Genomic DNA, 18,633 nt, shown 5'->3' with positions numbered 1-18,633 from the left:
TTTTCATAATCATTAACATATCTCAGTAATTAAATGATCTTTTCTTTGTTTAGGCCATTTTACACAATTGATGACTAAGTCTAAACCTTGAGAACTGTCTTAATACATAATTGATTTGAAATCTGTTGAAAATGCGGGTATTTTAATCATTACCCCCTGTTTTAAACATGTCGACTTTAGATAAAAAGAAACAGGGAGATAGAAGATGTTAGACAGCTGAATTTTTGGAAATTAAATAGTAACTAATTGGAAAGGTTAAAAGAAAAGCGTAGTAACTTTTTGCATGGTAAGAATTGCTGGGATATTCCGCGAAACTTCTTAATGAACTGCATAATACTAATAGAAAATTTGTGGCTTTAACCCTGGTGCAGGAGGAGAATAGCAAAAATAACTTATATTGAACTACCGAGGTATGCATTTATATCCAAGCCTACGAAGGTATAGTCGGTTTTATCATTGGAAAATATTGCAGATGAATCAGTATTTTTAAGGATACGATTGGCAAATGGTTAGGTTAATTGAATTAAATCAATTGGCTACCTTCTTGGAACTTGATAAAGTACCGAATAATTGTGTGATGTAGGCAAAATGAACATACTTAACTATCTTCCTTAAAGTTAATAGAGTTTTTAGACCAAAGAGGTGTGTAGCAGTGAAAAAAGGGAAATGGAGTCTACAGTTTACTATTATGATACTGGTGTGTGGGGTAGTAGCCCTATCATTATTTATTACAGATATTCTTATTAGCCAAACAGTAGCGGATACAATAGAGAAGAGCCAGACTGAAAAAGCAGTAAACGTAGCACGCATGGCAGCACAAACGCCGCTTGTAATCGAAGCGTTAAGTGGAAGTGGGAACAATCAGGAAGTTGAGCAATTTACCAATAGGATAAAAAAATCGACAGATGTAGAATTTGTAGTAATAATCGATAATAATGGAATCCGGAAAACTCACCCCGATCCAAGTAAAATAGGAAAAAAATTTGTTGGAGGGGATGAGAAAGATGTATTACGAGGTAGAGAGCACATATCTATTTCCAAAGGAACTTTAGGCAGGTCTTTGCGTTCTTTCACCCCTGTTTATGATTCAGACGATAATCAAATTGGAGCCGTGGTAGTCGGTATTTCTCTTCAAAAAGTTAATGATGCTGTTTTAGAAAGCCGTTTTAATATTTATGTGGGAACCGTTTTTGGAATATTAACCGGAATTGCCGGGGCAATACTTTTGGCAAGGTATATTAAGAAAATATTATTTGGGCTGGAACCTTTTGCTATTGCGAAGGTTTTAAAAGAGCGAAACGCCATTTTACAATCAGTTCGGGAGGGAATTATAGCGGTAGATCAGAGTTCAACCATTACTCTCGTAAACAAAGCAGCTTTAAAGATATTTAAAAAAGCGGGCATTAATGAAAATCCAACGGGTAAAAAGGTAACTAGTTACATGCCTGACTCAAACCTGGATAGAATCCTGGAGACCGGCAAGGTCGAATTGGATAAAGAGCAGGATTTAAAAGATAGTGTCTTACTAGTGAATAGGGTACCAGTTTTTGTGAAGGATGAAATCGTAGGTGCCGTGGCTACATTTCGTGATAAAACAGAAATACATCTGCTGGCGGAACAGCTGACTGGAGTCCGTTTATATGCTGAATCGTTAAGGGCCCAGTCGCACGAATTCATGAACAAACTTCATGTAATACTTGGTATGGTGCATATGCATTATTATGATCAGCTTGCAGCATATATTAGTGATCTTGTTGACCACAGAGAGAACGAGATTGGCTTTATTACCAAAACCGTTAAAGATCCAGTACTAGCCGGTTTTTTAATTGGAAAACTAAGTTATGCCAGGGAAGCAGGTGCTAAGCTGGCATTATCCTCTGACTTTCAATTGCCAGAACCAGAAAATGCATCTATTACTCATGAGCTAATTACGATAATAGGAAATTTGATTGACAATGCTATAGAAGCAGTGGAAAAAAGGCCCGTTAAACGAATTGAATTAAAGTTTGATTATGCAGATGATATTTTAACTATTGAAGTTCATGATACTGGACAGGGAATATCTGATGCCAATCTTAATCATATCCTTCTAAAAGGATTTACAACAAAAGGAGAGGACAGGGGGATTGGTTTATATTTGGTTAAGGCAAGCCTGGATAAGCTAGGTGGAGATCTCGATATTAGTTCAAAAGAAGGTCAAGAAACAACGTTTGTGGTTTATATACCATACAAAAGCAAGGATGATGTAGGATGATTAAGGTAATGATCGTAGAAGATGACCCGATGGTTGCAGAGTTCAATAAGCGCTATTTGAATCAAGTCGATGGCTACGAATTAGCTGCAGTCTGTTCCTCAGTGGATCAAGCTCTGAATGTATTGGAAAATCAAAGAATAGGGTTAGTTCTATTAGACATTTTCATGCCTGGGAAAAATGGACTCGATTTACTTTCACAAATTCGAGAAAGTGAAAAAGAGATAGATGTTATTGTCATTTCTGCTGCGTCGGACATTGAGAGGATTCAGAAAGCATTAAGACTAGGTGCTGTTGATTATTTAATTAAGCCGTTTGAATTTGAACGTTTTAACGCGGCCTTATCAGCATATCGGAACAAATCAGCTTTTATTCAAGATAAAAATATGCTAAATCAAGAAGAATTAGATTATCGAATATTGCATCAAGAAGAAAATCATTTACCAGAGGAATTACCGAAAGGATTGGCTCAAGATACCTTAAAGATTATATGGAATGTGATACGGTTATTTAAAAATGCTCCATTTTCAACAGAGGAAGTCGTAAATGTGGCGGGTATATCCAGGGTATCAGTAAGGAAATATTTAAAATTCATGAAGGATATCGGGGTCCTTGATGTTAAGGTAATCTATGGAACGGTAGGCCGACCAGTCTCCCAACACAAATTTAATGATGACAAGAGCCATATTATTCAACGTTATCTGTAAGTAGCCAAATGGCTGCTTACTTTTTTTAATTACATAATACTAAAATTAGTTAAATAAGCTAGTGTCCCCCGTAAATGACTACTAAGATATAGACTGGCGATTGAGTTATTTATAAATTTTTCACAAGATTGAACAAATAAGCAGTAATGAGGAAATATTTAAGTTTTTATGTGTTGTATATTTATTTTCCTTTTTACAGTTTTCTTTTAGTAATTACACTTCCCCAGGGAAGAATATACTCTATTGCCTGGTAATGATCATTTTTAAATATACATTTTTAGGAAGAGGGTACGTCTATGACAGCTTATGATAAGACAAAAAAGGGCTTGGAAACAACTTTAAGAGGAAAAGGTATTCTGTCAAACCCTTTTATTAATAAAGGGGTTGCTTTCACTAAGGAAGAAAGAAATGAACTAGGATTGGTAGGCTTGCTGCCATCCCAGGTGCTTACTCTTGAGGAACAAGTAAAAAGAGCTTATGAACAATTCTCCACTCAACCTAGCGATATTCGGAAGAATGGAATGTTATATGATTTATTTAATAGGAATGTGGTACTGTTTTACCGACTACTTAAAGACCATCTAAGTGAAATACTTCCGATCATTTACACACCTACTGTAGGAGAGGCCATTCAACAGTACTCCCGAGAATATCACCGTCCAGGAGGTCTATACCTATCAATAGATAATATGGAGGGAATGGAAGATGCATTTAAAAACCTGGACCTTTCATCTGATGATATCGATTTAATAGTTGTTACAGATTCTGAAAGTATTCTTGGAATCGGAGATCAGGGAGTTGGTGGAATTAACATAGCCATTGGCAAATTGGCAGTCTACACTGCAGCTGCGGGAATTGATCCAAGCAGGGTGCTACCTATTGTCTTGGATGTTGGGACTGACAATGAAAGCCTGATTAGTGATCCACTGTATATTGGTAACAGGTTTGGGCGTGTTCGCGGTGATGAATACACCGAATTCATTGATTTATTTGTTAAAAATTCTCAAGCCTTCTTCCCAAGGGTATTACTTCACTGGGAAGACTTTGGAAATATAAATGCACGAAATATAATCGATAATTATGGCGAAAAGATTCTCACTTTTAATGATGATATACAAGGTACAGGTGCAGTAACACTAGCCGCCGTAAAGTCTGCATTACAAGTAACTGGTGTTCCTTTAAAGGAACAAAGAGTTGTTGTTTTTGGTCCAGGTGCAGCAGGAATCGGTAATGCTGATCAGATGGTTGAAGCCATGATTCTTGATGGCATTTCAAGAGAAGAGGCATATGGTAACTTTTGGGCTGTCGATTATCGTGGATTGTTGATAGATGACATTCCGGATGTTTTGAAATTCCAAAGGTCGTATTGCCGGAAAGCTGAAGAAGTTGAGGAATGGGCTCGGAATGAAGTCGGAATTATCCCATTATTAGAGGTAATAAAAAAGGTTAAACCAACCATCTTAATCGGCACTTCTGGTCAAACAGGAGCTTTCTCAGAAGAAGTTGTAAAAGAAATGGCAAAGCACGTGGAACATCCTATTATTATGCCGATGTCAAATCCGACTCCCTTAGCGGAAGCTGTTCCTGAAGACCTTATAAAGTGGACTCAAGGTAAAGCCTTAATAGCGACAGGAAGCCCGTTTGATGATGTTGACTATAATGGTGAGATTTATACAATCGGACAATCTAATAATGCATATATTTTCCCAGGACTTGGACTTGGTGCAATTGTCGCAGAAGCAACAATAATCTCTAAGGGTATGCTTGCAGCAGCATCATCTGCTGTTTCAAGATTATCAGATAGCAGTAAGCATGGTGCTTCTTTACTCCCTTCAATCAAACAATTGCAAGAGGTTTCTAAATCTGTAGCCATCGAAGTGGCAAAGACAGCCATTGAAGAAGGAGTTGCGAAAGCGGATATAACAGATATTGAAAAAGCAATTACAGAATACATGTGGAAGCCGGAGTACAAAACTATTCATGGGAAATAATCCCGGATTATTTTGTTGTCTCAAAAGAAAGGGGATCCGTTTTAGGGGATCTCCGTATAAGTCAGTCATAGTAGAATCTTTTAAATAGGACAATTTTTTGGAAAGAGAAGTGCATCTCGAGTGAATATTGGGAATATATTTTTAACATTAATACCAATCTTTTTTACAATTATTATAGGTTATTTGGGTGGCTATTTTAAAATTTTTAATTCAGAATCATCCAAAGGGCTTAATACGTTAGTTACAAAATTTGCATTACCTGCACACTTATTCATTGGGATCACAACAACCTCAAAACAAACCTTAATTAATCAATGGTCATTTTTCTTAACTATGACCATAGGTGTTATTGGCTTTTACATTATCCTTTTAATAGTGGCTCGTTTGGTGTTTAAATACGATTTAACTAAAGCATCTATGTTTTCATTAAACGCAACTCAGCCAGCCTTTGCTTTTATGGGGATATCTGTATTAGGCAGTTTGTTTGGGGCGCAAGAGATAGCTATACCTATTGCGATTACCGGTATTGTGGTGAATGCCCTTCTGGATCCATTAGCAACAATAGTTGGTACGGTCGGACAATCCAGATTGGGTAAATCTAAAGATGAAAAAACAAACATTCTAGGTATCGTTTTGCATGGTCTTAGCGAACCGCTTGCATGTATTCCCTTACTTGCTGTTGTATTAACACTATTAGGGTTCCAGGCACCGGATATCATAAAAAATGCGCTTGATCAAATTGGGTCAGTGACATCTGGGGTTGCATTATTTGCTGTTGGTGTAACCGTGGGTATCCGTAAGATTAGCTTACGACCAATTGCTTTTGGTATTTCCATTTTAAAAGTTGTGGCTATTCCATTATATATGATTCTGGTTGCTCATCTAATTGGCCTTGATCATGCAGATACAATTAAAGCTATTTTGCTAGTATCATTTCCGGGATCTGCTGTAGCTGCAATGATTTCAACTAGATTTGATTCATTATCAACTGAAACAGCATCTTCATTTGTAATTAGTACCATTCTATCTTTAATTACATTACCTATCTATATTTCCTTGTTAATGTAGCCTTCTAAGTATCCATCCTTCTTGGATGGATACTTTTCAACGGAAGTTTGTGAAATACTTAACAAACTTATTGTATAACATTAACCTTTTTTTGAAAAGAGTAGATGTTGGCTATTTTTATTTAAAGGGATGGTGTTTGATTAAAGGTGTAAGCCCAGGAAAATGCGTCGCAAATAGTATCGATTGTAAAAATTCTCCATTAATCAAAATAAGATTATAATAATAGGATTTGTGTAATTACATATTCGAATGCAGCAGTTGATGAAATCTAAATTCTAAATCTTCGGTGTACAGGAATCATTTTTTTACTACAAAACGTAGTTTGTACACAATATTAATTTTTATTAATTGGTAAATTAAAAACCAAATTATCTGATGATCAGGAACGGTTTGCAGTTCATTTAGGTGGGGCTACGACATAACTGAAAGAATTGTAGGGACATCGTTTGGATTAAGATAGGGCCTTATTGGGGCTAAGCAAAGAAGAGGACTTATATCTTAAGGTATATTAAGCTGAGCCTATACGAAGCGAAGTATGGGTTTTTGTTTTGTGATAAAAAGGAATGAAGAATCGAATTCTACTAAAATAGATTATTATTCCTTTGACATTCTCCCGAAACTACTTTATATTTATCTAGTACTTTAGTGCTTGAAAGCGTTTCAGTAATTGTAAGGGGTGAAAAGGTCCGATCCTTACCTCAGAGAATATACAACATGAAAGTGGGGAAATACATTATGCGTCTTGAAGATGCAAAGCTAAAACTCTCCTTACCTGAAGCAATTGGGGTTTTGGCCGTTCTATTATTTATTATTGCAACTGGTATCATACATTATGGACTTGCCCCCCATATTCCAATTATAGCGGCAATCCTATTTCTATTTGTTTATGGAAAGATCAAGAAGCTGCCATTTTCGATTATGGAGGCGGCTATCGTCAAAGGTGCAGTTTCTGGTATGGGAGCTATCTATATATTCTTTTTCATTGGAATGCTGATTTCAATCTGGATGGCAAGCGGGACGATTCCTACCATCATGTACTATGGTTTTGACTGGATTTCTGGTGAATATTTCTATGCGGTCACATTTTTGGTGTGTTCGCTACTTGGGCTCTGTATCGGGAGTTCACTTACAACAGCAGCCACAATCGGCGTTGCTTTCATAGGCATGGCGACGGCAATGGATTTTTCGTTGGCGATCACAGCCGGTGCAATCATTTCCGGTGCATTTCTTGGGGATAAAATGTCTCCAGTATCCGACTCGACCAACCTTGCTTCCGGTACGGTTGGAGTACCATTATTTGAACATATTAATAATATGCTTTGGACAACGATTCCAGGTTTTTTAATATCACTTATCATCTTTTACTTCCTTTCACCGAATGTCAAACTGGCTCGTGTAGAGGAAATCGAAGTCATGACCAAAGCCCTGGAAATGGAAACGAACATAAGCATATGGAGTTTGATTCCATTTATCATCGTTCTAGTCATGGCTTTGAAAAAGGTGTCAGCCATTCCGACATTGTCGGCAGGAATCATTTCGGCAGCCATCATCGCTTTCATTCAAACGCCTAATTTTACGGTTGCAAAACTAGCAGATATTTTATACGGCGGATTCGTACTCAAGAGTGGAATGGACCAACTTGACTCAATCTTATCGCGGGGCGGCATTGAAAGTATGATGTTCTCCGTTTCGATGGTGTTGTTGGCATTGGCGATGGGCGGACTCTTGTTTGAATTGGGAGTCATCCCTTCCATTTTAAATGCGATCCAGGATTCATTGACGAGTGTAGCGAAGGTGATTTCGGCTACTGTATTTGCAGGAATCAGCGTGAATTTCCTAGTGGGTGAACAGTATTTGTCAGTAATACTGCCTGGGAAGGCATTTCAACAGAAATATGAAGATTTAGGCTTGCAGCCCAAAACGCTTGCGAGGGTACTTGAAGATGCGGGAACAGTTGTGAACCCTCTGGTTCCTTGGGGGGTTTGCGGTGTATTCTTAACACAGGTATTGGGTGTATCAACACTTGAATATGCTCCATTTTCATTGTTCTGCTTACTTTGTCCTTTGCTCAGTTTGATTGCTGGCTTTACGAAAATCGGTATCCATTATAAATAAAAAAACAGGCGGTCGGTTTCGACTGCCTGTTTTTTTATATGAACTTCAATAGGGAAAACCCCCTGACATGAACAGCAATGTCAGAGGGAGGATTTTACGTTTATTTTGAAGACGCAATCTCATCTTTTGGGATGGACACGACCTTTTCTTTCTGTTCAAGTAAATTCATTCGCATTACGACATTTTGGTATATACCCATTGAAAGCATGAGCAGCAGTAAGGAAGATCCTCCATAACTGATGAATGGAAGGGTGATCCCTGTAATTGGGATAAGACCAGTCACTCCGCCAACGTTGATGCCAACTTGAATGCCGATCATGGATGAGATGCCGATCAATAAAAGACTTCCAAAAGGGTCCTTGCATTTTGCTGAAAGCACAAACCCCCTTAGGACGATAAACCCTAGTGTCAAAAGAACGAACCCGACTCCGAATATCCCGAGCTCTTCTGCAATGACGGCCATGATGAAATCAGTATGTGATTCAGGCAGGTACCCGTATTTTTGTACACTGTCACCGAGTCCCACTCCAGTAAGGCCACCGGATCCTATCGCGAATAATGAATTGACGAGTTGATACCCGCTTTCTCCTGCCTTTCCGAAAGGGTCTGCAAACCCCGTAAAACGAGACACCTTATTTTCTGAGAGGACGGATGAGAAATTACCTGTCACGAGTACTCCTAATGCGAATATCGCAACGAATATCGCAGTAATCAAAGAAAGTTTGAATATACTCTTAAAAGACATACCGGATGAAATGATCATAGTACTTGAAATCAGGAAAATGACCGCTGCCGTTCCATAGTCAGGTTGTATCCCGATTAAAAAACAGATGAAAACCAGAAAGAAAATCGGGGGGATGACGGCTTTATCAATACTATTGATACGATCCTGCCTTTTTCCGTAAATGGCTGCCAGATAAATGATCATCGCCAATTTGGAAAATTCGGCGGGCTGGATCGATGCTGTCCCTAACTTGAACCAGCTTGTGGCATTTCCTGCTGTATGGCCGAAAATAAATAGCAGCAAAAGGACACCGGCCATTCCAAACATCATAGACATCAAGAACATTTTGTTTTTGTACATCTTATAAGGAAGGATCATCGTGACAATCATTGCCAGGAATGAAATGAGAAAGGCCGTTTTTTGTTTCTCAAAAAAGAAATCCATGGGCTTGCCGTATCGAGCGACAGCAGTAATCATACTCGAACTGTAAATCATGACTAAACCAAATAAACAGAGTAATACGACAGCGATGAAAATAGGGAAGTCGTATGCTTTAATTATTCTTTTCACTTGTGCGCTCACCTCAAATATGTATGCGCGAAAAAATCGCCTTCTTATATAGTAACGGAAAATCGGTTATATAGATAATAATTTTTATTCGATAATATGAATTTATCCTCCATTACCCAATATTAAACACTAAAACTGATAAACTAGTCTCCCGGATTTCCTTTTTGCTTATAGTCACAATTTGGATTCCTATACATTACCTTCGATAGTAAACGTGAATACTCCTTTTAATACCGAAAACTTTTTACTATATATTCCATTTGTGCGGTGCTATAGAAATTACTATTCAAGTTTATTGATGACTGGGCCGTAGTTCATGGGTTTCACCAAATGAGTTGTAAAACGTGACGTGATGTCGCGGATACTGTAAACGAATTTGCTAAAAGAATAACTCATCTTAAGAGGTATACTTATTTTAGCTCCAATTATGTTGCAGGGAATCGGACAGGGATTTTATGGAGAGAGGGTAACGGTTGTGAACTTGGTTCCAATCGATTATATTATACAGGCTGCTGCGTCTCTGGCATTATATAAGAGGGTTCAGGGAAAACCTCGTACGTTTAGTAGTTTATGAACGTTTCTCTTCATGAACTGTTTAAGAAAAGCAGTCAGGCGCTCTTATCAATCCGTCCTGGCATATTAAGGAGTGGAATAGAGTCGCTACTTTAATGTCACTTAGAAAGGCCGTTTTGACAGCACTGCAGCCGAGAAGTTTTGCTGCATTTCAGGGAAGGGGTTCCTCCTAGGTCGATCTTTATTTAAAGGATAAAAATGATATGGAGTACCAATAAAAATAAGGTAAAGCAAGGGGAGTAGTTATGGAAGAAATACATGACAAGTTGGAAGTGTTTTCTCCGGCAACAGGTGAGAAGATTGCGGAAATCGTCCCAACGCCATTGAAGTCGATTCCTCATATATATAAGAAATCAAGACATGCGTTCCAATCATGGTCGAATCTTCCCATCAAGGAACGGCTGCACTATTTAAAACGGCTTCGTTTATTGATGGTTGAAAAAATGGATGAAATAGCTGAAGTTGTTTCAAAAGATACGGGAAAAGTGAAAATTGAAGCGCTGGTTGCTGACATCATGCCCACGATTGATGCAATCAAGCATATTGAGAAACATGCAGTGAAGACTCTTTCCGGACGGAAGGTCACCACTCCACTCATGTTAATTGGTAAAAAATCTTATATCCATTATATGCCCCGTGGAACGATTCTCGTCATTTCACCATGGAATTATCCGCTGCAGCTTTCCATGGTACCTATTCTTAATGCTCTGGCAGCGGGAAATACAGTCATTGCCAAGCCATCAGAGGTAACTCCTTTAGTTGGTGTGTGCATCGAAAATCTGTTTCTTGAAGCTGGTTTCCCAGAAGGGACTATACAGTTTGCCCATGGAGGGAAAGAATTGGGTGCGGCATTAACTGAACAAAAACCAGATTATATATTTTTTACTGGATCTGTAAGGACTGGAAAAATGATTGGGGAGGTCGCAGCAAGACACCTGATCCCAACGACTCTGGAGCTTGGCGGTAAGGATCCGATGATCGTTCTGCGTGATGCTAACTTGGAGCGGGCTGTGAACGGGGCTCTATGGGGGGCTTTCACAAATAGTGGGCAGGTGTGCATGAGTGTAGAAAGGGTTTATGTGGAACGTCCTGTTTATAAGGAATTCCTAATGCTTCTTAAAGAAAAAACGAAGTCCATGAGGCAGGGAGTGCAATCGAACGATGATATCGGTTCAATGACTTTCCCGGCACAAGTTGATATTGTGGCTGGACACCTGGAGGATGCACTGAATAAGGGGGCCGTACTTGAAACAGGAACACCTCCAAAAGAGTGGAAAATGGGAGAGACCCATTTCATTCCGCCGGCAATTCTGTCCAATGTCGATCATTCCATGAAAATCATGAAAGAAGAAACGTTCGGACCCGTGTTGCCTGTTATACCTTTCGATACGGAGGAAGAAGTGATCGCCCTGGCAAATGAAAGTGAATATGGACTCAATTCCAGCGTTTGGACAATGGATAGGGAAAAAGCAAGCAGGATTGCGTCACGGTTAGTAACCGGGGCGGTGACGATCAATGATGTGCTGATAACGGTTGCTAATCATCATTTACCATTTGGCGGTGCCAAACAAAGTGGGGTTGGCCGCTATCATGGCGAGCATGGATTGAGGATTTTCTGCCATGAAAAAGCGATCATGATCGATAATGGTAAAAACAATACAGAAATACAATGGTATCCATATGAAGGGAAATACCCGAGTTTTTTATCGCTGTTTCAGAACTACTTTTCTGCCAAACCAAACTGGATTCGTTTCGGCAAAGAATATTTGCGATTGATGAAATTATCCAAAGGGAACCGAAAATGAGATCCATTTATAAAAAAGATTGTTATTTTCATAACTCGCGCGTATACTATTAATATACTTAATAACTGATTTTCCTTTTCAAAGGGGAGTAGCGTTAGGGTTCGCCCTAAAACAAAGTCGTCATTACGTGGATGTTAAACATTCATCGGCTTTGTTGACATGATTTCATGTTCAGCAAGACCTTTGCCTATATGGCAGAGGTCTTTTTATTTTGCCAATGCCAATAGGAAGGAAATACTAACTATTGGAGGTTGAATGGATGGAAGCATCAATAATATTGGAATATGGCTGGGTCCTTCTTATCTTGGTTGGATTGGAAGGGATACTTGCTGCGGATAATGCAGTCGTCATGGCTGTCATGGTTAAGCATTTGCCAAAAGAACAACAGCGAAAAGCCTTGTTTTATGGCCTGATGGGAGCTTTTGTTTTCCGCTTTGCAAGTTTATTCCTTATTTCCTTTCTTGTCGACGTGTGGCAAGTTCAAGCAATCGGTGCGATTTATTTACTTTTCATTGCTTTTCAGAACATTTACAAAAAATACGCTGGTAAAGGTGAGAAGGAAGTCACGAAACCCAAAAAGCAATCTGGCTTCTGGATGACTGTGGTAAAGGTTGAAGCGGCTGATATAGCTTTCGCAATCGATTCCATGTTGGCTGCCGTCGCACTCGCTGTTACACTTCCTGCAACAGGCTGGATGAAAGTAGGCGGTATTGACGGAGGGCAATTCGCTGTCATGTTCCTCGGAGGTTTGATTGGATTGGTCATTATGCGATTTGCAGCAACTGCATTCGTGAAGTTGCTTCATCAGCGTCCTTCCCTTGAAATGGCAGCATTTTTGATTGTGGGTTGGGTTGGAGTGAAATTGGCGGTACACACACTTGCACACCCTTCATTGGCTGTCATCGATCATCATTTCCCTGAATCAACTCTTTGGAAATCGATTTTCTGGGCTGTTTTGATTGGAATTGCAGCAGGTGCTTGGATCATTTCAAGCAAGAAAGAAAAAAAAGAAAAAGAAGAGAAAAAAATACAGGAAGCTTAAAAAAACAGGCGTGCTGGTCACGCCTATTTTTTTTGCTTTTTAATGTATTTATGGAGATGACCCTCAAAAGCGCAGGTATGTTTACGTATGATATGTTAAAAGATGTGAATATTAAATTCCGGTTATAAAAATGACAATTGTCCCATTGTATTGGACGAAAACCCGAAAAAAGTTATTTTACTGTAATTGCACTGTAATAAACGAGAAAAAACTAAGTATTTTATCATGTTGATATATTATGTGATTTCATTTAAATCGCAAAAATAGTTCTTTTGGTACTGTCTTTTAGACTCCCTCCGCTTAAGATAAGTATGTTGATGCGTATTTTATGTTCAACAGGAGCGAGGTGAGCAAATGCTTGGATTGTTGTTTACAGCATACAAAAAAAAGCGTTCTTTAGAAGAAACCGTATTGAAAATTCAACAAGGCGATATTAGCCTTCGTAATGATACTATAGAGTCATTCAAACCTTTTATTGCGAAAACCGTCTCATCGGTTTGCAAACGTTACATATACGAATCCGATGATGAATTCAGTATTGGTATGATTGCTTTTAACGAGGCAATCGATAAATATTCCCCGGAAAAAGGCCGTTCATTATTGGCATTTGCCGAAACCCTCGTTAAACGAAGGGTTATAGATTATTTAAGAAGCCAATCCAAACAAAAAGAAGTACTATTGGATTTTTCACTGAATGATGATAATGATCAAAGCCATATATATATCGATAATGAAAATTCCATCAATGAATACGAGAAGCAGAAGGAATCGGAAAGAAGAAAAGAAGAAATTCAGCTTTATATAAGCCATCTACAGGATTTTGGTCTGTCATTTGAGGATTTAGTTGAAAACTCTCCCAAACATGCAGATGCCAGGAAGGGAGCTATCATGATCGCTAAATTGTTAATGGAAGATGACGAACTGAAAGAAACCCTGTTTGCAAAAAAGCGGCTGCCTGTAAAACAGCTTGAGGGAAAAGTGGAAGTAAGCAGAAAAACGATTGAACGGAACAGAAAATACATCATTGCTGTGGCAATCATAATAAACGGAGATTTTTTGTATTTGAATGATTATATAAAAGGGGCTATCGATGGATGAAAAAAGGAGTTATTCTTTCAGTTAATAAGCGATATGTAACCCTATTGACCCCCGAGGGTGAATTTCTGAAAACCAAAAGGCAGGAACGGGTATATGAAGTGGGTGAGGAAATCACTTTTTCACCTGCTAAACAAAATTTCACTTTAGCTTTTTTCAATTTTCATTCATCTTTCAAAAAAACGGCCGTGCTAAGCATTGCCTCCACCTTCTTGATACTCTTTTCGATTCTTCCTTCTTATTTCTCTGGTCACGTGTCGGCATATATGACGATAGATGTGAATCCAAGCATTGAATTGGAGCTTGACGATGATTTAGAAGTTCTCAAACTTACCGGTTTAAATGAAGACGGCAAGCTTGTGATTGATCATCTGAAGGACTGGAAAGGAAAGAATATAAAGACTGTTACAAACCGAATCGTTGAAACGACGAAGCAACTTGGTTATTTGAAAGGAAATAAACAAATAGTCGTTTCCACAACGTTATTGGAAAAAAATAAAGAACTGGATAAGAATTTAAAAGAAGAGATAAAAGAAATATCTGAGCAGGATAATGTTTCTGATACAAGAATGAAAGTGATCCAGGCAACAAAAAGCGATCGGAAGCAAGCAAGGGAACAAGGCATATCCACGGGTAGGTATCTCGAAAAGAAGTTGAATGAAGATAAGGGAAAGGTAAAAGTCAATAAGAGGGAGCCTGCTCCAGCGCCAGATAAAAAAATCGAGGAAAAGGTTGTTATTCCGAAAGAGAAGGGTGTAACGCTGAGTACGGAAAACAAATCGGATGGGGAAAAGAAAAAAGAGAATGATGCAATTGAAATAAAGCAAAAGCCGGCAAATGAAGCGAAACCGACTGAAAGGAAAGGCTCGGCAACGCAATTCACCAAAATTAAGGAACAAAACGAACGGATAGATACAATTGGAAAACGGAATGCCATAAATGGAAACAAGGAAAAAAGCAACAAGTCAAAAGGAAAATCGGATAGCAATCACAGCAACCAATTAAAGAACGAGCAGAAAAATGAAAAGAGTGATAAAAAGATCGATATGAAAAAAGGTCCATCAGTCAATGAAAAGAATAATAATAATCATAAAAAGCACGACAGGCAGGATAAACAAGGGAGGCAAAATAACCAGGATAGGCAGGATAAACAAGGTAAGCAAGATAAACAGGATAGGCAAGATAAACATGGTAAGCAAGATAACCATGATAAGCAATATAAACAAGATAAGAAAGATTGGGATAAGTCGAAATGGGGTAAAGGCAATAATGGAAACGGAAATGGACATAATGATTAAAAAGAGTCCAGCATGCAGCTGGACTCTTAGCCATGGATATTAAATTGTAATAAGAATTATTGACCCTTAAGTTGAGATTGTGCTTGTTGTACAAGACGTTTCGTGATTTCTCCGCCAACTGAACCATTGGCACGTGCTGAAGTATCGGAACCTAATTGTACACCGAATTCAGATGCAATTTCATATTTGATTTGTTCTAATGCTTGTTCGATTCCAGGAACAAGAAGGTTGTTACTGCTGTTAGCCATTTGAATCTCCCCTTTACTTTTTCAACGGCTTTTGCCGCTGTAATGATAGTATAAGTAGAATGTGGAGTTTTACTTATATGAGCAGCATCAAAGTTATTGGTAAACCTGCCTATTTGTTGTAAGTAAGTCAGTTTTAAAAGAGAATGGAAAAAAGAATGAAAAAAGCGTGAAAAAAGGGTAAACTAGATTTTTAATGGTTATGTGATTCGCATAACTATAAAGGAGTAAGAAAGGAAACTCTTTATGTTTGCTATCAAAAAAATATTATCAAAGTTAACACCCGCTCAGCTTATCGTCGGTTATTACTTTTTGGCCGTAAGTATCTCGACCATACTGTTGAGTCTGCCGGTTGCTCTTAAGCCAGGCGTGGAATTTAAATTCATGGATGCATTATTCACAGCCGTAAGTGCAGTTAGTGTAACAGGCCTAACAGTTGTTAGTTTACCCGAAGTGTATAATGAGGTAGGCTATTTCATTCTAATGTTTGTTCTCCAATTTGGCGGTATTGGCATTATGACACTTGGAACGTTTTTTTGGTTGATTTTGGGTAAGAAAATCGGTTTGAAGGAAAGACAATTGATCATGACAGATCAAAACCAATCGAATCTTTCGGGGCTTGTTAAATTATTGATTCAAATCATTCAGATATTTGTCGTAATTGAAATGATTGGAGCTCTAGTTTTAGGCATTTACTTTCTGAATTATTTTCCAAACTGGAAAGAAGCCTTTTTAAATGGCTTATTTTTAGCCATAAGTGCCACCACGAATGCTGGTTTTGATATTACCGGTATTTCAATGATTCCATTTAAAGACGATTATTTTGTACAGTTCATCACGATTATCCTGCTTACCCTTGGAGCAATCGGGTTTCCTGTCTTGATTGAGTTGAAAGAGTTTTTATCCAATAAAGCCCGTACTTATAAGTTTCATTTTTCTTTGTTCACGAAGCTGACATCAGTCACTTTCTTTTCCCTTATCATTGGGGGAACGATCCTGATTCACTTGCTGGAAATGAACGGGTTTTTTAAAGATAAAAACTGGCACGAATCTTTTTTTTACTCTCTATTTATGTCATCGAATACGAGAAGTGGTGGCCTTGCAACGATGAATGTGAGCGATTTCTCGGAACCGACCCTGTTATTGCTGAGCATTTTGATGTTCATTGGAGCATCCCCAAGTTCAGTCGGGGGAGGGATACGGACAACGACTCTGGCCATCATGATTCTATTTTTATGGAATTTCATGAGGGGAAGGCGTTCCATTAAAGTGTTCAAGCGGGAGATTCATCCCGATGATATTCGAAAGGCGACAGCAGTTATGATCATGGGATCGCTCCTTTGCATAATCGCGGTCTTCATTTTATCGATTACTGAGAATTTTACTTTGATGCAAATCATTTTTGAAGTATGCTCGGCTTTTGGTTCAGTTGGACTTTCGATGGGAATTACGCCTGAACTCAGTAATACCGGTAAGATTGTCATTATGATCATTATGTTCATTGGCCGTGTCGGGATAACGTCCCTCCTGTATATCATAGGCCATAAAGAAGTTACGGAAAATTATCATTATCCAAAGGAACGTGTCATCATTGGGTAAATGATTTAAGTAGAACAGTAACCTTTCCATCTAGGAAAGGTTTTTTGTTTTGTTTGCAGGAATCATGGACAAAATGTTGAAATTTACCTATAAGTGAGTTTTCAACTATTTAAACATACAAAAATATGCTTAATTTGCCCCCTTACTTTGAATTCATTCGGATGAAGTATAAATCATTTTGGTGAGGAGGTGGAAGAAGTGAAGAAATATACTGGAAGGATCTTTGTCCCTGCCCTTTTCTTCATATTGATATTACCCTATATAGGGTGGCTGGGGCATGAAGAACGAAGGTTTTCTGCCTTTGCAGGAATATATTTAATCGTAATTTTAACCATTGCCTGGTGTTTGGGTGCCATCTTCGATCATAACCGGAAAACGATTGCTTTGTTGCAGGATAGCGAAGGGCGTTATCGCATTATCTCCAATTATTCTAAAGAATTGATCAATAGCTTCAATGAGGTCGTTTTCCAAACGGATGAGAAAGGGAAATGGTTGTATTTAAACCCGGCATGGAAATCGATGAGTGGTGCAACCGTGAATGAATCCCTGGGGCTTCACTTTTCTAAGCATATGGATAACGCTTCTTATAAAGACGTTTTAAAGACCTTTGCGGACTCCTTTCATCGAGGGGATAAATATTTTCGTGCGGACATTAAATTAAATGCGAAAAAGGGAACAAGTTGGGTTGAAGCATTCGTTAAACTAATTTACGATGACGCTGGGAAATTTATCGGGACGGCGGGCATATTATCGGAAATCAATGAACGTAAACATGCGGAGGAAAAGCTTGTGAGCCAAAACGAACACTTGGCTATCACTTCAAGCAAATTATCAACGGCTGCCCAACTTGCGGCAGGGATTGCACATGAGGTCAGGAATCCGATGACAGCAATAATGGGATTCGTGAAGTTGATTAAAGATGGCGGTTCTGAAAAGCAGGAATACTATGATATTATTTTTTCGGAAATAAATCGGATCGAGCAAGTTCTGAATGAACTCTTGCTGCTATCGAAACCTGCTGAGGCGGTTTTTCTTGAGAAGGATTTAAAGGAAAGCTGCAACCATGTCGTAACGCTGTTGGAGACAAATGCCGTACTGAACAATATTCAAATTCATAAAAATTATGATTCAGAACCTATTTTTATGTACTTTGATGAAAACCAAATCAAGCAAGTATTAATAAACATGATAAAAAATTCCATAGAATCGATGCCGAATGGCGGAAATATTTTTGTGAGCATAAATGAAAAAAACGGGGAAGTTTTTTTGAGCATTTTGGATGAAGGGAAGGGTATCCCGGAAAACTCCCTTCAAAAAGTAGGAGAGCCATTTTTCACTACAAAAACAACAGGAACGGGATTGGGTCTTTCCGTTTGTTTTAGAATCATCGAAAAGCACGGAGGAAAAGTTTTCATCACCAGTGAACTGAAAAAAGGTACGAAAATCGTTTGTATCTTTCCAACCGTCCAACAAAGGGAATATAGTGAGAACGAAAAGGTCCGGATGCAGGGCCACGAATGACAAGAAAATAATGATTTAATCGTTGAAAA

At 38.5% G+C, this 18,633-nt stretch carries 13 protein-coding genes; 11 read left to right on the top strand and 2 right to left on the bottom strand.

The window, feature by feature from the left end:
- The first annotated feature begins 652 nt into the window (after positions 1 to 652).
- The 5 genes from dcuS (at position 653) to nhaC (ending at position 8,132) form a co-directional block, all read left to right on the top strand.
- Positions 653 to 2,254, top strand: a complete 1,602-nt coding sequence (gene dcuS / locus J7J00_RS11115) for a DcuS/MalK family sensor histidine kinase (protein WP_214790600.1) — start codon at positions 653 to 655, stop codon at positions 2,252 to 2,254.
- Positions 2,251 to 2,958 (top strand): response regulator, encoded by a 708-nt coding sequence (locus tag J7J00_RS11110; protein WP_214790598.1) that lies wholly within the window; start codon positions 2,251 to 2,253, stop codon positions 2,956 to 2,958. The genes dcuS and J7J00_RS11110 overlap by 4 nt, the downstream gene beginning before the upstream one ends.
- 296 nt (positions 2,959 to 3,254) lie before the next feature.
- Complete coding sequence (locus J7J00_RS11105; RefSeq protein ID WP_214790596.1) at positions 3,255 to 4,949, top strand: NAD-dependent malic enzyme; 1,695 nt, start codon at positions 3,255 to 3,257, stop codon at positions 4,947 to 4,949.
- A gap of 120 nt (positions 4,950 to 5,069) precedes the next feature.
- Complete coding sequence (locus tag J7J00_RS11100; RefSeq protein ID WP_214790594.1) at positions 5,070 to 6,017, top strand: AEC family transporter; 948 nt, start codon at positions 5,070 to 5,072, stop codon at positions 6,015 to 6,017.
- A gap of 714 nt (positions 6,018 to 6,731) precedes the next feature.
- Positions 6,732 to 8,132 (top strand): Na+/H+ antiporter NhaC, encoded by a 1,401-nt coding sequence (gene nhaC, locus J7J00_RS11095; RefSeq protein WP_286201285.1) that lies wholly within the window; start codon positions 6,732 to 6,734, stop codon positions 8,130 to 8,132.
- A gap of 100 nt (positions 8,133 to 8,232) precedes the next feature.
- Here the strand turns inward: nhaC and J7J00_RS11090 are convergent, their stop codons facing one another.
- The gene (locus J7J00_RS11090) at positions 8,233 to 9,426 is read right to left on the bottom strand and encodes an FtsW/RodA/SpoVE family cell cycle protein (protein ID WP_309487159.1); all 1,194 of its coding nucleotides are present in this window, start codon (positions 9,424 to 9,426) and stop codon (positions 8,233 to 8,235) included.
- 818 nt (positions 9,427 to 10,244) lie between these two features.
- Between J7J00_RS11090 and J7J00_RS11085 the strand changes: the two genes are divergently transcribed.
- The 4 genes from J7J00_RS11085 (at position 10,245) to J7J00_RS11070 (ending at position 15,239) form a co-directional block, all read left to right on the top strand.
- Entirely contained in the window at positions 10,245 to 11,804 is a 1,560-nt protein-coding gene (locus J7J00_RS11085; RefSeq protein ID WP_214790592.1) for an aldehyde dehydrogenase family protein, read from the top strand.
- A gap of 259 nt (positions 11,805 to 12,063) precedes the next feature.
- Positions 12,064 to 12,846, top strand: a complete 783-nt coding sequence (locus J7J00_RS11080; RefSeq protein ID WP_214790590.1) for a TerC family protein — start codon at positions 12,064 to 12,066, stop codon at positions 12,844 to 12,846.
- A 354-nt stretch (positions 12,847 to 13,200) separates the two neighbouring features.
- A complete protein-coding gene (gene sigI, locus J7J00_RS11075; protein WP_214790588.1) occupies positions 13,201 to 13,944 on the top strand; it encodes an RNA polymerase sigma factor SigI in 744 nt (247 codons plus the stop codon).
- The gene (locus tag J7J00_RS11070; RefSeq protein ID WP_214790586.1) at positions 13,941 to 15,239 is read left to right on the top strand and encodes an anti-sigma factor domain-containing protein; all 1,299 of its coding nucleotides are present in this window, start codon (positions 13,941 to 13,943) and stop codon (positions 15,237 to 15,239) included. Before sigI ends, J7J00_RS11070 begins: the two co-directional genes overlap by 4 nt.
- Positions 15,240 to 15,295: 56 nt before the next feature.
- Here J7J00_RS11070 and J7J00_RS11065 read toward each other — a convergent pair whose 3' ends face one another.
- Positions 15,296 to 15,487, bottom strand: coding sequence for an alpha/beta-type small acid-soluble spore protein (locus J7J00_RS11065; protein WP_034314196.1), 192 nt, complete (start codon positions 15,485 to 15,487; stop codon positions 15,296 to 15,298).
- Positions 15,488 to 15,730: 243 nt separating this feature from the next.
- Here J7J00_RS11065 and J7J00_RS11060 point away from each other — a divergent pair, with 243 nt between their 5' ends.
- Together J7J00_RS11060 and J7J00_RS11055 are read left to right on the top strand one after the other, a co-directional pair.
- Positions 15,731 to 17,083: a TrkH family potassium uptake protein gene (locus J7J00_RS11060; protein WP_098371188.1), complete on the top strand. Its 1,353-nt coding sequence runs from the start codon at positions 15,731 to 15,733 to the stop codon at positions 17,081 to 17,083.
- Between the two features lie 198 nt (positions 17,084 to 17,281).
- On the top strand, positions 17,282 to 18,604 hold the full coding sequence (locus tag J7J00_RS11055) for an ATP-binding protein (RefSeq protein WP_214790584.1): 1,323 nt from the start codon (positions 17,282 to 17,284) through the stop codon (positions 18,602 to 18,604).
- The last annotated feature ends 29 nt before the right edge of the window (positions 18,605 to 18,633 follow it).

It is taken from the genome of Bacillus sp. ISL-4 (genome assembly GCF_018613275.1).
In the GTDB taxonomy this organism is placed as follows: domain Bacteria; phylum Bacillota; class Bacilli; order Bacillales; family DSM-1321; genus Peribacillus; species Peribacillus simplex_E.
The sequence above is the reverse complement of the archived record's forward strand: the minus strand, read 5'-3'. Positions and strand labels throughout refer to the sequence as shown.

Excerpts from the sequence above, each read along its gene's own strand:
- J7J00_RS11080 (WP_214790590.1), top strand. The coding sequence starts at position 12,064 with ATGGAAGCATCAATAATATTGGAATATGGCTGGGTCCTTCTTATCTTG.
- J7J00_RS11065 (WP_034314196.1), bottom strand. The coding sequence starts at position 15,487 with ATGGCTAACAGCAGTAACAACCTTCTTGTTCCTGGAATCGAACAAGCA.
- nhaC (WP_286201285.1), top strand. The coding sequence starts at position 6,732 with ATGAAAGTGGGGAAATACATTATGCGTCTTGAAGATGCAAAGCTAAAA.
- J7J00_RS11085 (WP_214790592.1), top strand. The coding sequence starts at position 10,245 with ATGGAAGAAATACATGACAAGTTGGAAGTGTTTTCTCCGGCAACAGGT.
- J7J00_RS11110 (WP_214790598.1), top strand. The coding sequence starts at position 2,251 with ATGATTAAGGTAATGATCGTAGAAGATGACCCGATGGTTGCAGAGTTC.
- J7J00_RS11060 (WP_098371188.1), top strand. The coding sequence starts at position 15,731 with ATGTTTGCTATCAAAAAAATATTATCAAAGTTAACACCCGCTCAGCTT.
- J7J00_RS11105 (WP_214790596.1), top strand. The coding sequence starts at position 3,255 with ATGACAGCTTATGATAAGACAAAAAAGGGCTTGGAAACAACTTTAAGA.
- sigI (WP_214790588.1), top strand. The coding sequence starts at position 13,201 with ATGCTTGGATTGTTGTTTACAGCATACAAAAAAAAGCGTTCTTTAGAA.
- J7J00_RS11070 (WP_214790586.1), top strand. The coding sequence starts at position 13,941 with ATGAAAAAAGGAGTTATTCTTTCAGTTAATAAGCGATATGTAACCCTA.